Genomic DNA, 22,391 nt, shown 5'->3' with positions numbered 1-22,391 from the left:
GCGACCGGGACGGTGGTTCCCTCCCTGGTCGCCCGCTGGTCGCGTGCCGGACGCCGGCCCGCCGTCCCCCCGTGGCACGCGCCTGATTGCGTGCTCCCGCGCCCACCACCGGGGAGGTCCCCTCCCCGCCGTCGACCGTCGGTGGGCCCCGAGGGGGAACACCGTGCAGAACCCGTCGTTGGACCGCCGCCAGCTCCTCGTCGCCGCCGGCGGCACCGCCTCGCTGGCCCTGCTCGACCAGCTGACCGCCCGCCCCGCGCACGCCCACGGGGGGCGCGGTCGCGGCCGGCTCGGCGACCCGTTCACCCTGGGCGTCGCGTCCGGCGACCCGGCGCCGGACGGCGTCGTGCTGTGGACCCGGCTGGCCCCGGACCCGCTGACCCCAGGCGGCGGGATGCCCGCCCGCGCGGTGCGGGTGCAGTGGCAGGTGGCCCGCGACGAGCGCATGCGGCACGTCGTCGCCGAGGGCACCGAGGAGGCGCGGCCGGAGCTGGCGCACTCGGTGCACGTGGAGCTGCACGGCCTGCAGCCCGACCGGGAGTACCACTACCGCTTCCGCGCCCTGGGTGCCGTCTCCGAGGTCGGGCGGACCCGCACCGCACCCCAGCCGTGGGCCGACACCCAGCACCTGGCCTTCGCGTTCGCCTCCTGCCAGGACTGGCAGGGCGGCCACTACGCGCCCTACCGCCACATGGCCGAGGAGGACCTCGACCTCGTCCTGCACCTGGGCGACTACGTCTACGAGAACGCCATCCCCGCCGACGGCGGCCTGCGGCAGACGCCGGTCCCGGAGTACCTGCAGACAGCGCCGCTGGACCTGGACCGCTGGCGCGCGCAGTACGCGCTCTACAAGAGCGACCCGGACCTGCAGGCGGTGCACCGCCGGTTCCCGTGGGTGGTCACCTGGGACGACCACGAGGTGGTCAACGACTACGCCGCGGACCGCACCGAGGACGACCCGGACATCAGCGACCTGCGCGCGGTGGCCTACCAGGCCTGGTACGAGCACCAGCCGGTGCGCCGCCGGACGACGTCGGTCACCGGCCCGCAGGTCTACCAGCGACTGCACTGGGGCGGCCTGGCCCAGCTCGACGTCCTGGACGGGCGGCAGTACCGCGACGTCCCGCCGTGCGGGTGGGGCGAGGCCCAGGCGTGCGAGGCCGCCTACGACCCGTCGATCTCCATGCTCGGCGAGGAGCAGGAGCGCTGGCTGCTCGACGGCCTGGCGGCGTCGACCGCGCACTGGAACGTGCTCGGCAACAACGTGATGATGGGCCGGCTCGACCACGACGGCGCCGCCGGCGACCTGCTGTGGCACGACGCCTGGGACGGCTTCCCGGCCGCGCGCCGGCGGATCACCGACCGGTTCGTGGACGCCGCCGTGCGCAACCCGGTGGTCGTCACCGGGGACTGGCACTCCACCTTCGTGCACGACGTCAAGCGCGACTTCGACGACCCCGGCTCCCCGGTGGTGGCCACCGAGTTCGTCGGGACGTCCATCACCACCAACGGCGACGAGCCCGTCTACGGGCCGTATTACGGGCCGATGATCCAGCACAACCCGCACATCCGGTTCTTCGACGGCGACCGGCGCGGGTACGTGACCTGCCGGCTGGACCGGTCGCAGTGGCGCACCGACCTGCGCATGGTGGAGACGGTCAGCCGCCCCGACGCCCGCGCCTACACGCTGGCCTCCTTCGTCGTGGAGGACGGCCGGCCGGGAGCGGTGCAGGTGTAGCGCCCCGCGCACGGGCGCCACGGGCTGCGTAGGTTGGCCTGCGGTCGTCCGCCGCCACCGCCCGGGAGGGTCCGTGCCACAGCCCGCGCAGCTCGGCTTCGGGATGGCCGCCGTCGGGCGGCCCGCCTACATCACCACCGGCCGGGACGCCGACCTGCCGGCCGGCCGCACACCGGCCGCCCTGGAGGCGCGGGCGCACGAGCTGCTCGACGCCGCGGCGGCCGCGGGCATCGGCTACGTCGACGCGGCCCGCTCCTACGGCCGGGCCGAGGAGTTCCTCGCGAGCTGGCTGCGCCGCTCGGGGGCCGCCCCGTTCGTGGCCAGCAAGTGGGGCTACCGCTACACCGGCGACTGGCGGCTGGACGCCGAGCAGCACGAGGTCAAGGAGCACACCCTCGCCGCGTTCGCGCGCCAGTGGGCGGAGAGCCGTGCACTGCTGGGCCCGTGGCTGCGGCTGTACCAGGTGCACTCCCTGACCGTCGACAGCCCGCTGTGGACCGACCGCGACCTGCTGCGTGCCCTCGCCGAGGTCCGCGCGGAGGGCACCGAGCTGGGCCTCTCCACCTCCGGCCCGGCGCAGGCCGACGCCGTCCGCCGCGGGCTGGCCCTCACGGTGGACGGCCGGCCGCTGTTCACCAGCGTCCAGTCCACCTGGAACCCCCTCGAGCCGTCGGCCGGAGAGGCCCTGGCCGAGGCGCACGCCGCCGGGGCCCGGGTGGTGGTCAAGGAGGCCCTGGCCAACGGCCGCCTCGCCGCCGCGGACTCCCCGGCGACCGCCCGGCTCGGCGAGGCGGCACGGGCGCGCGGGGTCGCGGTCGACGTGCTGGCGCTGGCGGTGGCGCTGGCGCAGCCCTGGGCCGGCGTCGTCCTCAGCGGTGCGGTGACCGTCGCGCAGCTGCAGGCCGGGGTGGCGGCGGTGGCGGTGGCCGCCGACCTCGACGGCACCGACGCCGCCGACCTGGTCACCCCGGAGCCGGCCGAGGCCTACTGGGCCGCGCGGAGCTCCCGCCCCTGGCGCTGACCCGACGCCACCCTCCCCCGGTGGCCTCCCGCGCGCGGGAGGCCGTCAGGTCCGGCGGCCCCTCGCGCGTTGAAGGCCGTCCCCGGCAGCCATTAGCGCGCTAAAGGCCATCCCCCGTCGGGGTGGCCGCCCGGCCGTGCGGCTGGTGCGCCGGTGGCGACGCCGCGGACGATCACCGGGCACACCACCCCTCTCCGATCGGGGAACCATGTCCTTCGGCGACGCCGTCCGCAGTGTCCTCACCCAGTACGTCGGCTTCAGCGGCCGCGCCCGCCGCTCGGAGTACTGGTGGTTCTTCCTCTTCAGCGTGCTCGTCTCCCTCGCCGCGGCCGCGGTCGACGCGGTCCTCGACACCACGGTGTTCGGGCTGGTGGTCGCGCTGGCGTTGTTCCTGCCCTCGCTGGCGGTCTCCGTGCGCCGCCTGCACGACATCGGCCGCACCGGCTGGTGGGTGCTGCTCGGCCTGGTGCCGCTCGTCGGCACCATCGTGCTCATCGTGTTCGCCTGCCTGGACAGCGAGCCGGGCCCGAACCGCTTCGGCCCCGCCCCCAAGCAGCCGATCGGCGGCCCCGGCTGGGGCGAGCAGCCGCCGCCCGCCTGGTCCTGACCCCGAGGCGTGCACCGGCCGCCGGCCGGCGCGACAAGGTTGCGGGCACGACCCGGCAGACCACACCAAGCCGGGGTCGGCTCCCCCGGCCGCCAATAGCGCGATAAAGGCCGTCCCCGGCACCTACCGCGGCGCCTGACCGGCCGGGCCGCCCTCGGCGCCGGCCGGCAGCGGCGAGGCCCGGCACACCAGCCAGACCAGGAGGGCCTGCCACAGCACGAACCCGGCCAGGACGGCGAGCCACCCCACCGGGGGGACGCCGACCAGCACCCGGTGCGGCAGCACCCCCACCGAGCACACCGCCAGGACGCCGGCCAGCCACACCGCCAGCGCGGCCCAGCGGTAGCGCGGGGCCCGGCTCGGGCGGACGACGATGCCCAGGGCGGACAGGTCCCCGGGCGGGTGCGCCCGCAGCATCCGGCGCCGCGACCGGTGCACCGCCGCCCCCGGGTACCGCCGGGCGAGGACCTGCGCGCACCGGCGGCGGTGCCAGGGGGACAGCAGGGTGCGGCGCGGGAGGCTGACGGCCTCGACGCGGGCCGCGGCGGCACGGAAGCCGGCGTCGCCCAGCCGGATGCGCCCGCGCGCCGCGACCACCGCGGTCACGTCCCCCCAGCCGGTGCCCAGGCCGGTGTGGCTGGGGTGGTACCAGCCGTAGAGGCCGCACGCGCACCCCCGTGCCGGCGGGGCGTGCGCGGGGTCGACCGCGCAGCGGGCGTGCTCGACCGGCCAGGCCCAGGGGCCGGCCCGGACGTGCACCGGCGGCCGCAGCCCGTCCTCGGCCAGCCGGAAGCGCCGGTAGCCGCGCAGCTCCCCCGCGACCAGGGCGGGCGGGTCCCCGGGAGGCTCCGGCGGCGCGCTCACGCCGGCACGGGCGCGGCCGGCACGGGCGCCGGCGCCGGCTCGGCAGGACGCGGCGCGGGCAGCGGCTCGCACTCGATCTCGCGGCGCTCGGGGCCGATGTCACCGTCGGTGCAGGGGACGGGCGGTGCGGTCAGCGTGTCCATCTGCGGCTCCTCGCCGTGCGGTCGACCCACCCAGTGCAGCACCGGCACGCCCGCCGGGGAAGCCCCCGGCCGGCCTCAGGACGGCGTCGGCGCGGTCGGCCGGACCTCCTCCTGCGCGGGGGCCTCGGCCGGGCGGGCCAGCCGCCGCCACACCCACCCCGTCGGCACCCGGCGGCCGGACACCACGTACTCGCGGACGGCGTCCACGAGCAGGGTGGTCTCCAGCGCCCGGCGGGCGGCCGGCCAGCCGGCGAGCAGCAGCTCGTCCCCGGCCGCCAGCAGGTGGTCGGGGTCCGGCGCCAGCGTGGCGTCGTCCCCGCGGAGCAGCAGCAGCGGCACGGCGTGCAGCGGCTCGTCGCGGTCCTCGGGATTGCGCAGCAGGCCGCCGAGGCGGGCCTGCCCGGTGGCCAGCCAGGAGGTGAGCGCCGGGGCCTCCCGCTCGGTGAGCCGCACCTTCCACAGCGCCTGCAGCTGGTGCCCGCACAGCGCGGTGAGCCGGTCGACGACGCCGGCGGCCCACTCGTCGCCCAGCGCCGGCATCGCCCGCAGGAACCGCCACAGCAGCGGTGTGGACAGCTGGGCGTACACCTCGTGCGCGACCTCCTCGGTCGGGACCAGCAGCGCGTCGAGCTCCATCGCGGCGAACAGCGGGGCACTGGACGGCCGGTTCTGGCGGGCGGCGAGGAACAGGCCGGGGTTGGCCCGGCGGGCCGTCTCCACCAGCGAGAGGTTGGTGATGTCGTTGTCGGTCCCGGCGACGAAGCCCACGGCGTCCTCCAGCCGGACCGTCCCCAGGACGTCGGGCTCGAAGCCGCCGGCCACCACCACGGAGTCCTCGTCGTCGTGCGGGCTCGGGTCGATGACCGTCACGTCGATGCCCTCGGCGCGCAGGTCCGCGGTCAGCTCCCGGCCGAGCCGGCCGTAGCCGCACACCACCCACCGCCCGCCGTGCGGCGGCGCGCCCCGGGGCGGCAGCGGGGCGCCGGGCCCGGCCTCCAGCCAGGTCAGCAGCTGGTAGGACGCCGGTGCCCGCAGCGCCAGCTGGACGTGGTCGCCGAAGATGTCGAAGGGGTTGACCACGCTGGGCGAGCCGAACACCCGCATGCGGTCGGCCATGACCCGGGTCGTCGCCCGGGCGATCACCGGGACGTCGGGACGCAGCAGGGCGGTGGTCATGACCACGGCCAGGTTGGCCTCGTCGTCGTCGGTGAGCGCCACGACCGCCTCGCAGCAGGCGTGGTCCAGGCCCGCGACGCCGAGGTGCCCCGGGTCCCGGGCGTCGGCGGCCAGCCCGGGGACGTCGCCGTGGTAGGACTCCAGCTCCAGGCCGTCGATGCGCTCGGGGTCCTTGTCCAGGACGACGACCCGGCGGCCCAGCGCGTCCATCGAGTGCCCCAGCAGCTCACCGGCGCGGCCGTAGCCGGCGACGAGCACGAACGGCTCGGCCAGCCGGGCCACCTTGCGGGTGAACCGCTGCAGCGCCAGCGCCGAGCGGAACGCCCGGTCCTGCAGCAGGCCGAGCAGCGAGCCGATGGCGTACGCCCAGCCGATCACGGTGAGGTAGATGGAGACGGTCACCCACATCCGCTGGTTGTAGGTGAACGGGTACGGGATCTCCCCGAAGCCGATCGTCGTGGCCGTGTAGCTCATGACGTAGATGGCGTCGAAGAAGCCCATGTCGTAGGGCTGCCCGTCGGCGTCCTCGCCGGGGATCAGCGTCAGGCCCAGCACGCTGACGGCGAAGATGGCGATCAGCACGATCAGCGGCGCCCGCATCCGGCGCAGGATGAGGAAGACCGTCTCCGAGGCGCGGTTGGCCGACGCGGCGGCCGCCAGGAGGCGGGCCCGTCGGGCCCGGCGCTCCTCCTCCTCGCGCCGGCCGTGGCGCGACCAGAACGTCAGCAGGGGGTTGCCCACGGCGCCCTCCGGGTCACCCGCGGTGGAAGGACACGGTCTCGATCACCAGCAGCACCACGGAGACGACGTTGGCCATCAGTGCGCCACCGGACAACGACACCACACTGGCCGTCCACGACGCGGTCATCCCGGCCGTCGAGACGTACTCGGCGTAGCCGTACAGCAGCGCGGCGGCGACCAGCTGCAGCGAGGCGACCAGGCTGGTGGCCAGGTGCACGGCGCCGATCTGGGTGCGGTCGCCGAACTTCAGCACCGTGGCGATGAGGTTGACGACGACGGCGGCGAACAGCTCGTAGGGGTTGTGCAGCTCGGGGCGGTCGATGTCGCCGATGAAGAACCCGAAGTTCAGCGTGGCGGCGAGCAGCACGAAGAACCCGAACACCACCTTCTCCAGGTTCACCGCGACCTCCCCCGGCGGCCGACGGCCACGAGGAGGTGAGCATCCCCGGCCGCGGCCGGTTCCGCCACGGGCAGCGTGATCCCGGTCACCCGTCCAGGGCGCCGGGGCCCCGGTGGGCCGGCGGCGCCCGGCCCGGAGCTGCGGACGGCGGCTGCGGAACCTGCCCGTTCCGCCCCGTCCGCCCTACGGTGCGCAGGGCTCCGGCGCACGGCGGACGCCCTCCCCCGGGATGAGGAGGACGCGTGCCGCGGCGCTTCGACTGGGCCTCGCCGAGCTCGCGGATGGTCCTGTCCGCCGCGCTCGACGCACTCAGCGAGGTCGGCTACGGCGAGCGGACCCTCCCCGACATCCGCGCCCGCGCCGGGGCCGCCGGCGAGCTGGTGGAGGAGTCCGACCTGCTGGAGCTGGTGGCCACCGCCCTCGAGCGGGTCCGGGTCTTCACGCCGCCGGAGCCGACCGGTGACCTGCGCGCGGACCTCGCCGTGCTGCTGCGGCCGTGGCTGGCCCGCCCGGGCCGCGACGAGCTGGCCGTCGCCGCGGTGCTCAGCGCCGGCGCGTGGGAGCCCCGCCTCGGCTGCGCCGTCCTGCACGCCTTCGACCGGCCCCTGACGCAGGCCGTGGGGGCGCTGCTCGCCGGCGCGGTCGCCGACGGCCGGGTGGCCGTGACCCGCGTGCACACGCTGAACTGGCTGCTGCGCGGCCTGGCCCTCGACCGCCTCCGCGGGGGCCAGCCGCGCTGCCCGGTCGACCTCGAGGAGCTGGTCGACCACCTCATCGCGGGCCTGGGCCCGGGGCGCCGGCCGGGCTGACCGGCACGCCGCGGGGCCGGCCGCGGTCTCCCGCGACCGGCCCCGTGACCCGCGCCCGACCGGTCCGGCGTCCCCCACGCCCCGCCGGTCGTCCCGCGGCCGGTCCGCCGTCCCCCACGGCGTCCCCGGCCTCGCCGGCGGCTCCGTCCCCCCGTGTGGAGGAGACGCCGGCTGTCCTCAGGCCCTCGCGGGCCGGCTCACCGCGACGCGCCGTCGCGCTGGACCGCGCTGAACACGAAGTCCAGCGAGCTGGTGGCTCCCTCGACCAGCTCGCCGGTGGCCGTCGACGGCAGCGTGGCGGTCAGCAGCAGGTGGGCGGTGCTGCCCGGCGCCAGCGCCGCGGTCTCCGGCAGGACGACGTCGGCCACGATCGGGCCCGCGTAGTGCGCACTGGTCGTGCCGCCGCAGACCCAGTCGCCGTCGACGGGCGCCCAGGCCTCCGAGCAGGACTCCACGGCCAGCTGCAGGCCGTGCTCCAGGTCGGTGTCCAGCACGCTGGACACCGTGGCCACCGAGCCCAGCCGCAGCTCCGACAGCGCCGTGCCGCCGTCGTTGACCAGGTCGATCGGCGAGCTCTCGGTGTCCCCGGCCAGGAACACGCCCCGGTCGAAGAGCGACAGCGTGGCCACACCGGCGGCCTCGGTGAGCGCGATGGACACCACGCCGCTGTCCAGGCGGGTGACCTCCGGCGTGGTGCTGTCGGTGAAGGTCCCGAAGGTGCCCAGGCCGGCCACGGAGGACGCGGCCCCCAGGACGACGGCCGACGCGGCGAGCTTGGCCCCCGCGGTGTGGGCACGTGCTGCGGTCCGAGCGCTCACGCTGCTCTCCTCGGTGCTGGTCGGTCCGGCTACGAGGAGGACGGTGCCGCCCGATCCGCAGGCGTCCCGCCCGGTGACCGCAAGAGATCCGCAAGGTGCGCCGGCACCCGGCGGGGCCCGGGGGCAGGATCAGGGTCGGCCCAGGGCGTTCCCCGATACCGGCCGCCGCCGCGGCCCGCGACCCTCGTCGCCATGACCTCCCAGGCCGTGATCCGCGACGAGCCGGTGACGCCGTGATCCGCGCGCACCGGCTGACCAAGACGTACGGCGCACGCACCGCCGTCGACGGCATCGACGTCACCGTCGAACCCGGCCGGGTGACCGGCTTCCTCGGGCCCAACGGTGCCGGCAAGTCGACGACGATGCGGATGGTGCTCGGCCTGGACCGGCCGACCTCCGGCAGCGTCACCGTGAACGGCCGCCGCTACACCGACTCCCCGGCGCCCCTGCGCGAGGTCGGGGCGCTGTTGGAGGCGCGCGCCCTGCACCCGGGCCGCTCGGCCCGCGACCACCTGCGCTGGCTGGCGGTCAGCAACGGCATCCCGCGGGCCCGCGTCGACGAGGTGCTCGACCTCGTCGGGCTGACCGCCGTCGCCGGGCAGCGGGTGGGCCGGTTCTCCCTCGGCATGGGTCAGCGGCTGGGCATCGCGGCCGCGCTGCTCGGCGACCCGCCGGTCGTCGTCCTCGACGAGCCGGTCAACGGCCTGGATCCCGAGGGCATCCGCTGGGTGCGCACCCTGGCCCGCGACCTGGCCGCCGAGGGCCGCACGGTGTTCGTCTCCAGCCACCTGATGAGCGAGATGGCGCTGACCGCCGACCACCTGGTCGTCATCGGCCGCGGCCGGGTGCTGGCCGACTGCTCCACGGCGGAGTTCGTCGCCGAGCACGCCGCCTCCCACGTGCGGGTCCGCAGCCCGCAGCAGGACCGGGTCGCGACCGTGCTGCGCGAGGCGGGTCTGGACGTCGCCGCGCACGGCGGCGAGCTGCGGGTGCACGGGCCCGACGCCGCCGCGGTGGGCGAGCTGGTCGGCTCCGCCGGCCTGCTGCTGCACGAGCTGACCCTGGTGCGCTCCTCCCTGGAGGACGCCTTCATGACCCTGACCGCCGACAGCGTCGAGTACGCGGGAGCCACGCGATGACCATGGGCACGCACGCCTGGACCCGCACCGAGGCCCCGGCCCGCCCGGGTCCGACCGCCGTGCTGCGCGCGGAGTGGGTCAAGTTCTGGACCGTCCGCTCGACCCCCTGGTCGTTCGCCGCGCTGTTCGTGCTCGGCGCCGGCCTGACCACCCTGATCTGCGCGCTGGTGGCCGGGGACCTCGCCCGCGGGGAGGTCGGCGAGCCGGTCGGCGCCTTCCTCACCTGGGGGCTGGTGCTGGCCCAGGTCGCCGCGGTCGTGCTCGGCACGCTCACCGTCACCAGCGAGTACGGCACCGGGATGATCCGGGCCACGCTGACCGCCACCCCGCGGCGCGGGGCGGTGCTGGTGGCCAAGGCGGTGGTGCTCACCTCGACGCTGTTCGTGGCCGGCACGGTCACCGCCGTCGCCGGCTACCTCGGCGGCAACTGGTTCCTCGACCGCGAGGGCATCGGGGTGGCGGTCACCGACGACGGGGTGCTGCGGGCGCTGGTGGGCAGCGGGCTCTACCTGGCCGGGCTCGGGCTGCTCGCCGCCGCCGTGGGCCTGCTGGTCCGGCACACCGCCGCGGCGCTGTCCATCGTGCTGGGGCTGGTGTTCGTCGTCGGCACGATGGTCGGGCTGCTGCCCGGCGCCTGGGGCGAGTGGGCGACGAAGCTCATGCCCGGCAACGCCGGGGGGCGCGTCGCGGCGGTGGAGTCCTTCGGCCCGCTGCTGCTCGACCCGTGGACCGGCTTCGCGGTGTTCCTCGCCGAGGTCGCGGTCGTGCTGGCGGTGGGCGCCCTCGTGTTCACCCGCCGCGACGCCTGAAGGACCCCCCTGCCCCCCACGCCTCGCACACTCGGCGCGGGACCCTGCACGGGGGCCGTTCCAGCTCCCCACCCGGCAGCAGGCGCGCCCGGCGGGACGACAATGGTCTCCCGTGACCGACACCGATCGCCAGGCCGCCGGGCGGCGCACCGCCGAGGAGCTCCTCCACCTGCTCACCCGGGAGGACGCCGCCGGGGTCCAGCGGCTGCTCGCCGGGCTCCCCGGGATCCGCGACCTGGTGTTCGTGGGCGCCGGCCTGACCGCCGTCGCCCGCGCCGAGGCCCGCCGGCTCCCCCCGGCCCAGCGCGCTCAGGCCAACACCCGCCAGCTGCGCCTGGGCTCCCTGCGCGACGCCCACCGCGACGACCCGGAGGGGCTGCGCACCTGGCTGCGCCGGGCCGGCGACGAGGTCCTGCTCATCCGCTCCCAGCAGGCGGTGGCCGACCGGCTGACCGGCTGATCAGCGGGCCGGCCGGCCCGCCGCCCGCGCCACCGGCAGCACCGCCACCAGCACGCCGGCGACCAGCAGGTAGGTCCACGGCAGGCCGACGCCGGCCGCGACCAGGCCGAGGGCCAGCGCCCCGACCGCGGTGCCGGCGTCGAAGGAGGCGTTCCAGACCGCGCTGGCGGTGGTCGCGCCGCCCCGTCCGGCGCGGGCGAAGGCGGTCACCAGGGTGAGGTTCTGCACCGCGCCGAAGCCGGCCCCGAACACCGCGGCCCCGGCCAGGACCCACCCGGCGCCGGCGCCCAGCCCCAGCGCGACGGCGGCCAGCCCGGCTGCGCCCACCAGCAGGGCCACCGGCAGCAGCACCCCGGTGCCGACCCGGTCGGCGAGCAGCCCGGCGCGCCAGCGGGTGAGCGCGCCGGTGACCCCGAACAGCAGCAGCGCCGTCGTCGCCAGGACGCCGTCGGGCCGCTCGATGGGCAGGAAGGTGACCACGCCGCCCCCGGCGAGGGTGACCACCAGCAGCACCGCCGAGGGGGCGAGCGCGGCCCGCGCGGCCGCCCGCGACGACGTCCGGGGGCCGGCGTCCCAGCGGGCCGCCCGGGTCAGCCGGGGCACCAGCGGCAGCGCGAGCACCGGGGAGGCGGCCAGCCAGCCCACCCAGCCGGCGTGCCCGCCGAGCACCAGCGCCACCCCGGCGGGGACGGCGACCAGGTTGGGCACCGCGATGGCCAGGCCGTACAGCCCGATCGACTCGCCCCGGCGCTCCGGCGGGGCGACCTGCGCGGCGAGCACGGCGCCCAGCACGGTGAGCACCGCGAACCCGACCCCGCGCACGGCGGAGACCGCCGAGAGCCACGCCAGCCCGTCGTCGACGGCGTACAGCGGCGCCGGCGCACCGAGGGCGAGCAGGCCGACGACGAGCACCGGGCCCAGGCCCAGGCGCACGGTGAGGGCCGGCACCACCGCCTGCCCGAGGATGGTCACCACGAGGAAGACCGCGGTGACCACCCCCGCGGTGTCGGGCGCGGCGCCACCGGCCACCGCGTACGCCGGCAGCGAGGCCAGCGTCAGCGAGTAGCTGACGAAGCCCAGCGTCGTGGCACCCAGCAGCGCACGCAGCGCCGGGAGCCGCCACAGCGACGTCCGCACCGCCGTCCCCTCCACCACGCCGCTCCCTCCGCCACCGGACCCGGCCGCCCAGCATGACCGGCCGCCGGTGACGCGGTGCGGTCAGGTGTGTCCGGACCGCCCACCGGCTCGCGCGGGCCGCCGCGGCACGAGCCCTCCCCCGGGGTCCCGCCCTGACAGGACGCCGCCGTGGGGTGACACTCGGTGCGCCCGCCGCGGCCGTCCCCCACCTCGCCGAGGAGCTCCCATGACCCGGGTCCCCGCCCCCGTCCGCGTCCTCGCCGTGGGCCTGCTGGTCGCGGGCTCCGCCGCGCTCGCACCACCGGCAGCGGCCGCACCGGAGGAGGAGGGCCTGTTCCGGCTGGCCCACCTGTCCCCCGACACCCCGGCCGGCGACGTCTACGTCGACTCGGTGTCCGACCCCGACGTCCGGCTGACCTTCCCCGGGGTGGGGTACGGGACGCTGTCGGACTACCAGGAGGTCCCCGCCGGGGCCTACACCGTCAGCATGCTCCCGGTCGGGTCGCCGCCCGGTGCCCCGGCGATCCTGTCGGCCACGGTCGACGTCGCGCCCGGCAGCGCGCGCACCGTCGCCGGGCTGGGCCCCGCCGCCGACCTGGGGCTGGAGGTGCTCCAGGACGACCTCACCCTGCCCCCGGCCGACCGGGCCCGCGTGCGGGTGGTCGCCGCGGCCGCCGGGGCGGACTCGCTCGACGTGACGACGGCCGACGGTGCCGTGGTCGCCGACGACCTCCCCTTCGCCACCGCGACCGACCACGTCGACGTGCCCGGCGGCCCGGCGGGTCTGGTGCTCACCGCCGACGGCGGGCCTCCCGTGCAGCTCCCGGCCGACCTGGCCGCGGGCTCGGTCTACACGCTGCTGGTCCTCGACGACGGCGCCGGCGGGCTGACCGTGCGGCCCGCGCTGGACGCCGCCGGCTCGGCGACGGTGCCGGTCGGCGGCGTCGAGACCGGCGCCGGCGGCCTCGCCGGTGGTCCGGTCGGTCCGGCGGGCCTCGTGGCGGTGACGGCCGGCGTCGCGCTCGCGGCCGCCGCGGCCCTGCGACTGCGCGCCACCCCGGGGCACCGCGGCGCGCGGCACCGCGCGCGCTGAGCCGCCCGGGCCCCGACCCCCCGTCCGGCGGGTCGTCGGCGCCCGGCCGGTCGGCGTATCAGGACGCGCTCCCGGCGGCACGGGTGGGGTGTCCGCGCGGCCTCGCCCGCCGCCGCGCGCAGCCGACCGAGAGGAACCCCCGTGACGACGACCCGGACCACCGGCCGCATCGCCCTCACCGCCGCGCTGGCCCTCGCCGGCAGCATCGCCGTGGCCTCCCCCGCGCTCGCCGAGGACCTGGAGTGCCGCGGCACCCTGGGCGCGGTGACCGTGACCGGCAACCTGCTGGTCCCCGACGACGCCACCTGCGTGCTGGACGGCACCTCCGTCCTGGGCACCATCGTGGTGAAGTCCCGCTCCACCCTGCAGGCCACCGCCGTCGAGGCCACCGGTGGGCTGCAGGGCGAGAGCCCGTCGACCGTGGTCGTGCGCGGCTCGGAGTTCGGCAACGGCGTCGCGCTGAGGAAGGCGGAGCTGAACGCCGGCCGGATCGAGCTCACCGGGAACACCGTGACCGGCGACGTCCAGCTGGCCGAGAACCGCAACCCGATCCGCGTCGAGGACAACGACGTGGTGGGCAGTGTGCAGGCCGAGAAGAACACCGGCGGCACCGAGATCACCGGCAACCGGATCGGCAACGGGCTGCAGTGCCAGGCCAACCTGCCCGCGCCCGTGGGGGGCGGCAACGTCGCCAAGCAGAAGCAGGGGCAGTGCGTGGCCCTGTGACCGGCAGGTGACCGGCCGGTGACCGGCCCCGGCCGGTCACCGGCCACCTCCCCCCGGGTGGCCGCCGGCCGGTCAGACCGTGGTGCCGCGGCGGGCGGCCAGCTGGGCAAGCGCGTCGGCCAGCTGGTCGACCGCCCAGTCCAGCTCGGCCGGCTCGACGACCAGCGGCGGGGCCAGCCGGACGGTGGACCCGTGGGTGTCCTTGACCAGCACGCCGCGCTCGGCGAGCGCCACGCACACCTCCCGGCCGGTGCCGATCGCCGGGTCGACGTCCACCCCGGCCCACAGGCCGATGCAGCGCACGGCGGTGACCCCGGAGCCGACGAGCTGCCGCAGCCGGCCCTCGAGGTGGGCGCCCAGCAGCCGGGCGCGCTCCTGCCACTCCCCGCCGGCGAGCATGCCGACGACCGCCCGGCCCACCGCGCAGGCCAGCGGGTTGCCGCCGAAGGTGGACCCGTGCTGGCCGGGCCGCAGCACGCCGAGGACGTCGGCGTCCGCGACAACGGCGGACACCGGCACCACGCCGCCGCCGAGCGCCTTGCCCAGCAGGTAGACGTCGGCGACCACGTCGCTGTGCTGCACCGCCAGCGTGCGGCCGGTGCGGGCCAGCCCGGACTGCACCTCGTCGGCGATCATGAGCACGCCCTCGCGGGTGCAGGTCTCGCGGACGGCGGGCAGGAAGCCGGCCGGCGGCACGATGATGCCGGCCTCGCCCTGCACCGGCTCGAGCAGGACGGCGACGGTGTCCTCGTCGATGGCGGCGGCCACGGCGGCGGCGTCCCCGAAGGGCACGGTGCGGAAGCCGGGGGTGAAGGGGCCGTAGCCGGCGCGGGCCTCCGGGTCGTCGGAGAAGCTGATGACCGTCGTCGTCCGGCCGTGGAAGTTGCCGGCCATGACCACGATGTTCGCCCGGTCCGGTGCGACGCCCTTGACCTCGTAGCCCCACTTGCGGGCCACCTTGATGCCGGACTCCACCGCCTCGGCGCCGGTGTTCATCGGCAGGACCATCTCCTTGCCGACGAGGTCCCCCAGCTCGGCGGCGAAGGGCCCCAGCTGGTCGTGGCCGAAGGCCCGGCTGATCAGCGTGAGGCGTTCCAGCTGGGCGCGGGCGGCGGCCAGGACGGTGGGGTTGCCGTGGCCGAAGTTGACCGCCGAGTAGGCGGCCAGGCAGTCCAGGTGGCGACGTCCCTCGACGTCGGTCACCCAGGCACCCTCGGCCGAGGCGGCCACCACCGGCAGCGGCGCGTAGTTGTGGGCCGCCCTGCGGTCGACCAGCGCCTGGTGGTCGGCCGGCGAGGCCGGCCGGGGCTCGTTCTCCGGGCTCAGCCGCGGAGCTCCAACGTGCAGCACTTGACACTCCCCCCTGCCTTGCGGAGCTCGGACAGGTCGACCCCGACCGGCCGGTAGCCGCGTTCCCGCAGCTGGGCGGCCAGCCCGGTCGCCTGTGCCGAGAGGACCACGGTCTCCCCGTCGGAGACCGCGTTGAGGCCCAGGACAGCGGCGTCCCGGGCGGAGGCGAGGACGGCGTCGGGGAACAGCCGGCGCAGCACCTCGCGGCTGCCCTCGCTGAACGCGCCCGGGAAGTAGGCGACGTCGTCGTCACCGAGCACGGCCAGGGCGGTGTCCAGGTGGTAGAAGCGCGGGTCGACCAGCGACAGGCCGATCACCGGCATGCCGAACAGCTCCTGCACCTCGCGGTGCGCGGCCGGGTCGGTGCGGAAGCCGTGCCCGGCGAGGACCCGTTCGCCGACGACGAGGAAGTCGCCCTCGCCCTCGTTGGTGGCCCGCGGGACGACGGCCTCCTTGAGCCGGCCGCCGTCGACGGCGGCCTGGAACCACCGCTGGTAGAGGGGGCCCTCCGGGCCGCGCTCGGGGTGGGTGAACCGGGCGCCCAGCGCGCGGCCCTCGACGACGAGGCCGCCGTTGGCGGCGAACACCATGTCGGGCAGGCCGGGCTCGGGGTCGATGAGGTGCACCTCGTGGCCGAGCCGCTCGTAGGTCCGCCGCAGCTCCTCCCACTGCCGCATCGCCAGCCCGGCGTCGACCGGGGCCGACGGGTCCATCCACGGGTTGATCGCGTAGCTCACCTCGAAGTGCGCCGGCGGGCACATCAGGTAGCGGCGCGGGGTGGCCTCGCGGGGAGCCGGGGACGGGGTGGGGGCGGTCACGGACGCAGCTCTCCAGGGGTCGACGCAGGTGCCGCCGACGGGCACCGGCGACACGCTCGAACGTAGGCACCCCCCGGACCGACGACAAGCGACGTCTGTTGCTCACCGAGGCCTGATCCGTTGCGTCATCATGGCCGAGACACCTCATCCGTTGCAGAGAGGGCTCGGAGTGGACGACCTGGACCGCAGCATCCTGTCCTGCCTGCAGCGGGACGCCCGCGCGACCTTCGCCGAGATCGGCGCGGAGGTGAGCCTGTCGGCCCCCGCGGTGAAGCGGCGGGTGGACCGGCTGGTGGCCTCGGGCGCCATCCGCGGGTTCACCACCCTGGTCGACCCGGCGGTGCTCGGCTGGCAGACCGAGGCCTACGTGGAGATCTACTGCAAGGGCACGGTCTCCCCGGCCGAGCTGCGGCGCACGCTGACCGACGTCCCGGAGGTGGTGGGGGCCTGCACCGTCTCGGGCTCCGCGGACGCCCTGGTGCACGTCCTGGCCTCCGACGTCCGGCACCTGGAGCAGGCCATGGAGCGCATCCGCGAGGAGCCCAACGTCGACCACACCGAGAGCGTCATCGTGCTGTCCCGCCTCATCGACCGCCCTCGCTCCTGACAGAAAGACCCTCCTGCCCCCCACCACTCGCACGCTCGCGGCGGGCCCCTGCAGGAGGGCCGTTCCAGGGCGTCAGGACTGGTGCGGGTAGGTGTGGTCGGTCGGTGGGACGAGGGTCTCCTTGATCGAGCGGGTCGATGTCCAGCGCAGCAGGTTCTGCGCCGCGCCGGCCTTGTCGTTGGTGCCCGAGGCCCGCCCGCCGCCGAAGGGCTGCTGGCCGACGACGGCGCCGGTGGGCTTGTCGTTGACGTAGAAGTTGCCGGCGGCGAAGCGCAGGAACCGCTGGGCGTGCGCGATGGCCTCGCGGTCCTGCGCGATGACCGCCCCGGTGAGCGCGTAGGGCGCCACGGACTCCATCTGGGTGAGCACCGTGTCGTAGTCGGCGTCGTCGTAGACGTGCACCGCCAGCACCGGCCCGAAGTACTCGGTGCTGAACACCTCGTGCCCGGGGTCGGTGCCCTCGATGACCGTCGGGCGGACGAAGAAGCCCTCGGCGTCGTCCTTCTGGCCGCCCGCCACGATCGACAGCGCCGGGTCGTCGTCGACCTGGTCGATGACGCCGGACAGCTTGGCGAAGCTCTTGCGGTCGATCACCGCGCCCATGAAGTTCGACAGGTCGGTGACGTCGCCCATGGGCAGCGACTCGGTGACGTCGACCAGGTCGTCGCGCAGCCTCGCCCACACCGACCGCGGCACGTACGCCCGCGAGGCCGCCGAGCACTTCTGCCCCTGGTACTCGAACGCGCCGCGGACCAGCGCGGTGCGCAGCACGTCGACGTCGGCCGAGGGATGGGCGACGACGAAGTCCTTGCCGCCGGTCTCCCCGACGATGCGCGGGTAGCCGCGGTAGGAGGCGATGTTCTCCCCGACCCGCCGCCACATCATCTGGAACACCGCCGTCGAGCCGGTGAAGTGGATGCCGGCGAGGTCGGGGTCGGCCAGGGCGACGTCGGAGACCGCGGCCCCGTCGCCGGTGACCATCGTGACGACCCCGGGCGGCAGGCCGGCCTCCTCCAGCAGCCGCATGAGGAAGTGCGCCGCGAACTGCTGGGTGGGCGCGGGCTTCCAGACCACCGTGTTGCCCATGAGCGCCGGCGCGGTGGGCAGGTTGCCGGCGATGGCGGTGAAGTTGAACGGGGTGACCGCGTAGACGAAGCCCTCCAGCGGCCGGTGGTCGGTGCGGTTCCACACGCCGCGGCTGGACACCGGCTGCTCGGCCAGCACCTGCCGGGCGAAGTGCACGTTGTACCGCCAGAAGTCGGCCAGCTCGCAGGCGGCGTCGATCTCGGCCTGGTGGGCGGTCTTGGACTGCCCGAGCATCGTGGCCGCGTTGAGCGTCTGCCGCCACGGGCCGGCCAGCAGCTCCGCGGCGCGCAGGAACACCGCGGCCCGGTCGTCGAAGGACAGCTCCCGCCAGGCCGGCCCGGCCGCCTTGGCGCAGGCCACCGCCTCCTGCGCGTCGGCGTGCGTGGCGTGCGCGGCGGTGCCGAGGACGGCGGCGTGCCGGTGCGGCTGGACGACGTCGAAGCGCTCACCCCCGCCCATCCGCCGCGCCTCGCCGATGGTCATGGTCAGCTCGAGCGGGTCGGCGGCCAGCTCGGCGAGCCGCTGCTGCAGCGCCGCCCGCTCCGGGGTGCCGGAGGCGTAGCTCAGCACCGGCTCGTTGCGCGGCGGGGGGACCTGGGTGACGGCGTCCATCGGGGTTCTCCTCTCCGGGACCCGTACCCCGTGACCCGCCATTATCGCGATATCGGCGGGCCGGGGCCGGGGCGGGGTCAGGTGGTGGTGGCCAGGGAGCGCAGGAAGAAGCGCAGGTTTGCGGGGCGCTCGGCCAGGCGGCGCATGAAGTAGCCGTACCAGTCCGCACCGTAGGGCACGTATGCGCGCACGCAGACACCCTCGGCGGCCAGCCGGCGCTGCTCGTCGACCCGGATGCCGTGCAACATCTGCACCTCCCAGGAGTCCGGCGCCCGGCCCTGCTCGTCGGCCAGCCGGCGGGCGACCGAGAGCAGCCGCGGGTCGTGGGTGCCGACCATCGGGCGCCCCGGCCCTCTCATCAGGACGCCCAGGCAGCGGGCGTAGGCGGCGTCCACGTCGTCGCGGGACCGGAACGCGACCGACGACGGCTCGTCGTAGGCGCCCTTGACCAGTCGCACCCGCGACCCGGGGACGGCGAGCGCCTCGGCGTCCGCGAGCGTGCGGTGCAGCATCGCCTGCAGCACCGCGCCGGTGCCGAGGTGGTCGCGGCGCAGCTCGGCCAGGACGCCGAGGGTGGAGTCCACCGTCGCGGACTCCTCCATGTCCAGGGTGACCGTGGTGCCGATCGCCGTGGCCGCCTCGACGACGGGGCGGACCAGCTCCAGCGCCAGGTCGGTGCCGCCGCCGGGCAGCGCCTGGCCGAACGCCGACAGTTTCACCGACACCTCCGCGGCGCGGCCCAGGCGCAGCGGCGCCAGCCCGTCGAGCAGCGCCAGGTAGGCGTCCCGGGACCGCTCGGCCTCCCCGCGGTCGGTGACGCCCTCGCCGAGGTGGTCCAGGGTCACCGCGATGCCCTGACCAGTCAGCGAGCGGACGACGGCCAGCGCCTCGTCGAGCGTCTCGCCGGCGACGAAGCGGTCGACGACCCGCCGGGTGGCCGGGGTGCCGGTGACCAGCCGGCGCAGCTCCGGACGCCGGGAGGCGCCGAGCAGCAGGGTCTTCTGGGACAACAACGCGCCACCTCCGCCGCCGGGTACCGGACGCCCCCGACGCTAGGCAGCCGCGGTCGCCACCACCAGCGACGGAGGAACGGTCTCCCTCGTCCTGCTGTACCCGTGACCCGCCCGCCGTACCGGACGGAGGGGCCGGGGAGCGTCCCGGCGGGCCCCCGGCCTCGCCTCGCCGGAGCGCGACCGGTGACCTACCCTCGGTGGAGGACGGTGGTGGGAGGAGAGGCGTTGCCTCGAGACACGGGGGGCGACGCGGACGTCCTCACGGCGCTCAGGTCGGCCACGGCCACCGAGCACGAGCAGGTGGAGTCGACCCTCGGCCTGATGGACCCGCACCTGGGCCGCGACCGGCTGGTCGCCGTCCTCGTCCGGCTGCACGCCTTCTGGGTCGCCGCCGAGGCCGGCCTGGACGCCTGGGCCTCCCGGCACCCCGCGGACGCTGCGGGGGTCTCCTGGGCGCGGCGTCGCCGGGCGCACCTGTTCGCCGACGACCTGCGGGCCCTCGGTGCCGGCACCGGCGTCGCGGCCCACCCCGAGCTGCCGGCCGTGGAGGACACCGACCAGGCGCTGGGCCGGCTCTACGTCCTGGAGGGCGCCACGCTGGGCGGCACGTTCATCGCCCGCCACCTGGCCACCCTGCCCACGCTGGGCCCCGGCGTCCGGCTGGGCGCCTTCTCCCCCTACGGCGCCGAGACCGGCGCCATGTGGCACGCCTACCGCCGGGTCACCCGGGCGCGGGTCGCCGACGGCGGCGACGCCGCCCGCCTGGTCCAGGCCGCCCGCACGACCTTCGGCTCCCTGGCGAGCTGGTGCACGCCGCAGAAGGACCCCGTCCTCCTCACGCCTCGCACGCTCGGCGCGAGCCTCGGGACGGGGCCTGCGGCGTGACCGACGCCGGCCAGGGCGTCGAGCTGCTGGGGGCCGGGACGCCGGGCGACCTGACCGCCTGCGACCGCGAGCCGATCCACGTGCCGGGCAGCATCCAGCCCCGCGGGGTGCTGCTCGCCGTCAGCGAGCCCGACCTCGTGGTCGAGCAGGTCTCGGAGAACCTGGCCGAGCTGATCGGGGTGGCACCCGGCGACGCGCTGGGCCGGCGGCTGCCCGACGTGCTCGGGGTGGCGGCGGCCGGCGCGGTGGCCCGCTCGGCGAGCGGCTTCGGCGACCTCCGGGAGCGCAACCCGGTGGAGGTCACCCTGGACGTCGGGGGCAGCCCGGTGCCGGTGGACGCGCTGCTGCACCGCACCGTGGTCGACGGGCAGGACGGCGGCACGGCGCCGGCGACGATGCTGGTCGTCGAGCTGGAGCCGTCCCACGGCCCGCGCCCGTTCTCCTTCCCGAACACCTACCAGGCGGTGCGCCGCACGGTCGGCGAGCTCAACCGCGCCACCTCGCTGCAGGAGCTCTACGACACCACCGCGCAGGCGGTACGGGAGCTGACCGGCTTCGACCGGGTGATGGTCTACCGCTACGACGCGGACTACCACGGCCAGGTGGTCGCCGAGGCCCGGGCGCCGGGGCTCAACACCTGGCTCGGCCTGCACTTCCCGGCCAGCGACATCCCCGTGCAGGCGCGGGCGCTGTACGAGAAGAACTGGCTGCGGCTGATCTCCGACGTCGACTACCGCCCGGTGCCGCTGCACCCGGTGCTGGTGTCCTCGACCGGGGAGCCGCTGGACCTCACCTACTCCACGCTGCGCAGCGTCTCGCCGGTGCACGTGGAGTACCTGCAGAACATGGGCGTGCGCGCCTCGATGTCCATCTCGCTGCTGCGCGACGACCGGCTGTGGGGGCTGATCGCCTGCCACCACTACTCCGGGCCGCACGCCCCGCCCTACGCCACCCGGGCCGCCGCGGAGTTCCTCGGCTCGACGCTGTCGCTGCGGCTGGTCGACCGCGCCGAGGAGGAGGAGGTGCACCGCGCGCTGCAGGTGCGCTCCACCCTGGCCTGGCTGGCCACCGCCACCCTCGACGAGGACCGCCCGCTGGCCGACACCCTGCTCGGCTCGCCGGACCTGCTGGACCTGCTGCCCGCCGACGGCGTCGTCGTCCACCTGCAGGGCCACCGCGTGGCCCGCGGCGAGGCCCTGCCCGAGGGCGCCGCCGAGGCGGTCCTCGCCTGGGCGGCCACCCGGTACGAGGACGTCGTGGCCTCCGACTCCGTGCTCCGCGACGCCCCGGACCTCGCGGCGACCCTCGGCCCGGTGCGCGGGGTGCTCGTGCTACCCCTGCCGGACGGCCAGTTCGTGCTCTGGCACCGCACCGAGTCGCTGCGCTCGGTGGACTGGGGCGGCGACCCGCACAACAAGGCGATCGCCGAGGCCGAGGGCGACTCCGTGCGGCTGAGCCCGCGCAAGAGCTTCGACCGCTGGCGGGAGACCGTCCGCGACCGGTCCCAGCCCTGGACGCCGCAGGAGCTGGCCGAGGTGGCCGAACTGCGCACGCACCTGCTGGAGGCGCTGTACGCCCGCAGCCGCAGCATCGTGCGGGCCGCGGAGACGCTGCAGCGCTCCATGCTGACCGACCCGCCGGTCCCGGCCGGGCTGCAGGTGGCGGTCCGCTACGTGCCGGCGGCGCGTGAGGCCCAGGTGGGCGGCGACTGGTACGACGTGTTCGAGCAGCCCGACGGGTCCACCGTGGTCGTCATCGGCGACGTCGTCGGCCACGACACCGCCGCCGCCGCCGACATGGCCCAGCTGCGCGGGCTGCTGCGCGGCATCGCCTACGACAGCGCCGACGGTCCCGCCGCCGTGCTGCGCCGGCTGGACTCCGCGGTGGCCGGTCTGGGGCTGGAGTCCATGGCGACCGTCCTCGTCGGGCGGCTGACCCCCGACCCGTCCTCCGGTGGCACCCGGCTGCGCTGGTCCAGCGCCGGGCACCTGCCACCGCTGCTGGCCGGGGCCGGCGACGGCGTGCGCCCCCTCGCGCCGTCCCGGGCCGAGCTGCTGCTGGGCGTGGACCCGGGTGCCCGGCGGACCGAGTCCGAGGTGCACCTGCGGCCGGGCTCGACGCTGCTGCTCTACACCGACGGGCTGGTCGAGCGCCGCGACCAGGTGTTCGACGTCGGCGTGCAGCGGCTGACCGGTGAGCTGGCCGCCGTCCGGGGCCGGCCGCTGGAGGAGGCCTGCGACGAGCTGATCGCCCGGATGCTGCCCGAGGGCGCCGAGGACGACGTCGCCGTGGTCGCCGTCCGCCTGCAGGACTGACCCGGGCCGGACGCTCCCCGCGAC

At 76.2% G+C, this 22,391-nt stretch carries 22 protein-coding genes; 12 read left to right on the top strand and 10 right to left on the bottom strand.

Annotated features, from left to right (window positions below; all coding sequences use genetic code 11):
* The first annotated feature begins 163 nt into the window (after positions 1–163).
* The 3 genes from RTG05_RS05990 (at position 164) to RTG05_RS05980 (ending at position 3,366) form a co-directional block, all read left to right on the top strand.
* Entirely contained in the window at positions 164–1,738 is a 1,575-nt protein-coding gene (locus RTG05_RS05990) for an alkaline phosphatase D family protein (protein WP_315912372.1), read from the top strand.
* Between the two features lie 73 nt (positions 1,739–1,811).
* A complete protein-coding gene (locus tag RTG05_RS05985; RefSeq protein ID WP_315912371.1) occupies positions 1,812–2,759 on the top strand; it encodes an aldo/keto reductase in 948 nt (315 codons plus the stop codon).
* A 208-nt stretch (positions 2,760–2,967) separates the two neighbouring features.
* Positions 2,968–3,366 (top strand): DUF805 domain-containing protein, encoded by a 399-nt coding sequence (locus RTG05_RS05980; protein ID WP_166527877.1) that lies wholly within the window; start codon positions 2,968–2,970, stop codon positions 3,364–3,366.
* A 123-nt stretch (positions 3,367–3,489) separates the two neighbouring features.
* Here the strand turns inward: RTG05_RS05980 and RTG05_RS05975 are convergent, their stop codons facing one another.
* The 4 genes from RTG05_RS05975 to RTG05_RS05960 form a co-directional block, all read right to left on the bottom strand.
* The gene (locus RTG05_RS05975) at positions 3,490–4,230 is read right to left on the bottom strand and encodes a hypothetical protein (RefSeq protein WP_166527876.1); all 741 of its coding nucleotides are present in this window, start codon (positions 4,228–4,230) and stop codon (positions 3,490–3,492) included.
* Entirely contained in the window at positions 4,227–4,373 is a 147-nt protein-coding gene (locus tag RTG05_RS05970) for a hypothetical protein (protein ID WP_166527875.1), read from the bottom strand. Before RTG05_RS05970 ends, RTG05_RS05975 begins: the two co-directional genes overlap by 4 nt.
* Positions 4,374–4,448: 75 nt before the next feature.
* Positions 4,449–6,290 carry a potassium channel family protein gene (locus tag RTG05_RS05965; protein ID WP_208104815.1) on the bottom strand — a complete coding sequence of 614 codons (1,842 nt, stop codon included), beginning with the start codon at positions 6,288–6,290 and terminating at the stop codon, positions 4,449–4,451.
* Positions 6,291–6,303: 13 nt separating this feature from the next.
* The gene (locus tag RTG05_RS05960; RefSeq protein ID WP_089305122.1) at positions 6,304–6,690 is read right to left on the bottom strand and encodes a DUF6394 family protein; all 387 of its coding nucleotides are present in this window, start codon (positions 6,688–6,690) and stop codon (positions 6,304–6,306) included.
* A 242-nt stretch (positions 6,691–6,932) separates the two neighbouring features.
* Between RTG05_RS05960 and RTG05_RS05955 the strand changes: the two genes are divergently transcribed.
* Positions 6,933–7,499 (top strand): hypothetical protein, encoded by a 567-nt coding sequence (locus RTG05_RS05955; RefSeq protein WP_166527874.1) that lies wholly within the window; start codon positions 6,933–6,935, stop codon positions 7,497–7,499.
* A gap of 197 nt (positions 7,500–7,696) precedes the next feature.
* Here RTG05_RS05955 and RTG05_RS05950 read toward each other — a convergent pair whose 3' ends face one another.
* Positions 7,697–8,317, bottom strand: a complete 621-nt coding sequence (locus RTG05_RS05950) for a hypothetical protein (RefSeq protein WP_166527873.1) — start codon at positions 8,315–8,317, stop codon at positions 7,697–7,699.
* Positions 8,318–8,550: 233 nt separating this feature from the next.
* Between RTG05_RS05950 and RTG05_RS05945 the strand changes: the two genes are divergently transcribed.
* The 3 genes from RTG05_RS05945 (at position 8,551) to RTG05_RS05935 (ending at position 10,725) form a co-directional block, all read left to right on the top strand.
* Positions 8,551–9,456 carry an ABC transporter ATP-binding protein gene (locus tag RTG05_RS05945; RefSeq protein ID WP_166527872.1) on the top strand — a complete coding sequence of 302 codons (906 nt, stop codon included), beginning with the start codon at positions 8,551–8,553 and terminating at the stop codon, positions 9,454–9,456.
* Positions 9,453–10,265, top strand: a complete 813-nt coding sequence (locus RTG05_RS05940) for an ABC-2 transporter permease (RefSeq protein ID WP_166527871.1) — start codon at positions 9,453–9,455, stop codon at positions 10,263–10,265. Before RTG05_RS05945 ends, RTG05_RS05940 begins: the two co-directional genes overlap by 4 nt.
* Positions 10,266–10,377: 112 nt before the next feature.
* Entirely contained in the window at positions 10,378–10,725 is a 348-nt protein-coding gene (locus tag RTG05_RS05935) for a hypothetical protein (protein ID WP_315912370.1), read from the top strand.
* Here RTG05_RS05935 and RTG05_RS05930 read toward each other — a convergent pair whose 3' ends face one another.
* Positions 10,726–11,880, bottom strand: coding sequence for an MFS transporter (locus tag RTG05_RS05930; protein ID WP_315912369.1), 1,155 nt, complete (start codon positions 11,878–11,880; stop codon positions 10,726–10,728).
* Positions 11,881–12,088: 208 nt separating this feature from the next.
* On the opposite strand from RTG05_RS05930, the gene RTG05_RS05925 reads away from it, so the two are divergent.
* Both RTG05_RS05925 and RTG05_RS05920 read left to right on the top strand, forming a co-directional pair.
* Positions 12,089–12,955, top strand: a complete 867-nt coding sequence (locus RTG05_RS05925; RefSeq protein WP_166527870.1) for a DUF4397 domain-containing protein — start codon at positions 12,089–12,091, stop codon at positions 12,953–12,955.
* A gap of 141 nt (positions 12,956–13,096) precedes the next feature.
* The gene (locus tag RTG05_RS05920; protein WP_208104814.1) at positions 13,097–13,681 is read left to right on the top strand and encodes a hypothetical protein; all 585 of its coding nucleotides are present in this window, start codon (positions 13,097–13,099) and stop codon (positions 13,679–13,681) included.
* A gap of 72 nt (positions 13,682–13,753) precedes the next feature.
* On the opposite strand, the gene rocD is transcribed toward RTG05_RS05920, so the two are convergent.
* On the bottom strand, positions 13,754–15,031 hold the full coding sequence (gene rocD, locus RTG05_RS05915) for an ornithine--oxo-acid transaminase (protein WP_315912368.1): 1,278 nt from the start codon (positions 15,029–15,031) through the stop codon (positions 13,754–13,756).
* Positions 15,004–15,849, bottom strand: coding sequence for a dimethylargininase (ddaH, locus tag RTG05_RS05910; protein ID WP_315912367.1), 846 nt, complete (start codon positions 15,847–15,849; stop codon positions 15,004–15,006). The genes rocD and ddaH overlap by 28 nt, the downstream gene beginning before the upstream one ends.
* Positions 15,850–16,018: 169 nt before the next feature.
* On the opposite strand from ddaH, the gene RTG05_RS05905 reads away from it, so the two are divergent.
* Positions 16,019–16,456, top strand: a complete 438-nt coding sequence (locus RTG05_RS05905) for an Lrp/AsnC family transcriptional regulator (RefSeq protein WP_315912366.1) — start codon at positions 16,019–16,021, stop codon at positions 16,454–16,456.
* Between the two features lie 72 nt (positions 16,457–16,528).
* Here RTG05_RS05905 and pruA read toward each other — a convergent pair whose 3' ends face one another.
* Together pruA and RTG05_RS05895 are read right to left on the bottom strand one after the other, a co-directional pair.
* Positions 16,529–18,154 (bottom strand): L-glutamate gamma-semialdehyde dehydrogenase, encoded by a 1,626-nt coding sequence (pruA, locus tag RTG05_RS05900; protein ID WP_166527868.1) that lies wholly within the window; start codon positions 18,152–18,154, stop codon positions 16,529–16,531.
* A 77-nt stretch (positions 18,155–18,231) separates the two neighbouring features.
* Entirely contained in the window at positions 18,232–19,164 is a 933-nt protein-coding gene (locus RTG05_RS05895) for a proline dehydrogenase family protein (RefSeq protein WP_315912365.1), read from the bottom strand.
* A 228-nt stretch (positions 19,165–19,392) separates the two neighbouring features.
* Between RTG05_RS05895 and RTG05_RS05890 the strand changes: the two genes are divergently transcribed.
* Positions 19,393–20,052 (top strand): biliverdin-producing heme oxygenase, encoded by a 660-nt coding sequence (locus RTG05_RS05890; protein WP_315912364.1) that lies wholly within the window; start codon positions 19,393–19,395, stop codon positions 20,050–20,052.
* Positions 20,049–22,367 carry a SpoIIE family protein phosphatase gene (locus tag RTG05_RS05885; protein WP_166527866.1) on the top strand — a complete coding sequence of 773 codons (2,319 nt, stop codon included), beginning with the start codon at positions 20,049–20,051 and terminating at the stop codon, positions 22,365–22,367. The genes RTG05_RS05890 and RTG05_RS05885 overlap by 4 nt, the downstream gene beginning before the upstream one ends.
* Positions 22,368–22,391 lie beyond the last annotated feature (24 nt).

The sequence above is a fragment of the Geodermatophilus sp. DSM 44513 genome (genome assembly GCF_032460525.1).
Classification (GTDB): domain Bacteria; phylum Actinomycetota; class Actinomycetes; order Mycobacteriales; family Geodermatophilaceae; genus Geodermatophilus.
Note: the sequence above shows the minus strand (reverse complement) of the source record. Positions and strands in the feature narration are given on the sequence as shown.

What these genes read in the sequence shown, in the direction of transcription:
- RTG05_RS05980 (WP_166527877.1), top strand. Translation starts at nt 2,968, where the DNA reads ATGTCCTTCGGCGACGCCGTCCGCAGTGTCCTCACCCAGTACGTCGGC.
- RTG05_RS05970 (WP_166527875.1), bottom strand. Translation starts at nt 4,373, where the DNA reads ATGGACACGCTGACCGCACCGCCCGTCCCCTGCACCGACGGTGACATC.
- RTG05_RS05940 (WP_166527871.1), top strand. Translation starts at nt 9,453, where the DNA reads ATGACCATGGGCACGCACGCCTGGACCCGCACCGAGGCCCCGGCCCGC.
- RTG05_RS05925 (WP_166527870.1), top strand. Translation starts at nt 12,089, where the DNA reads ATGACCCGGGTCCCCGCCCCCGTCCGCGTCCTCGCCGTGGGCCTGCTG.
- pruA (WP_166527868.1), bottom strand. Translation starts at nt 18,154, where the DNA reads ATGGACGCCGTCACCCAGGTCCCCCCGCCGCGCAACGAGCCGGTGCTG.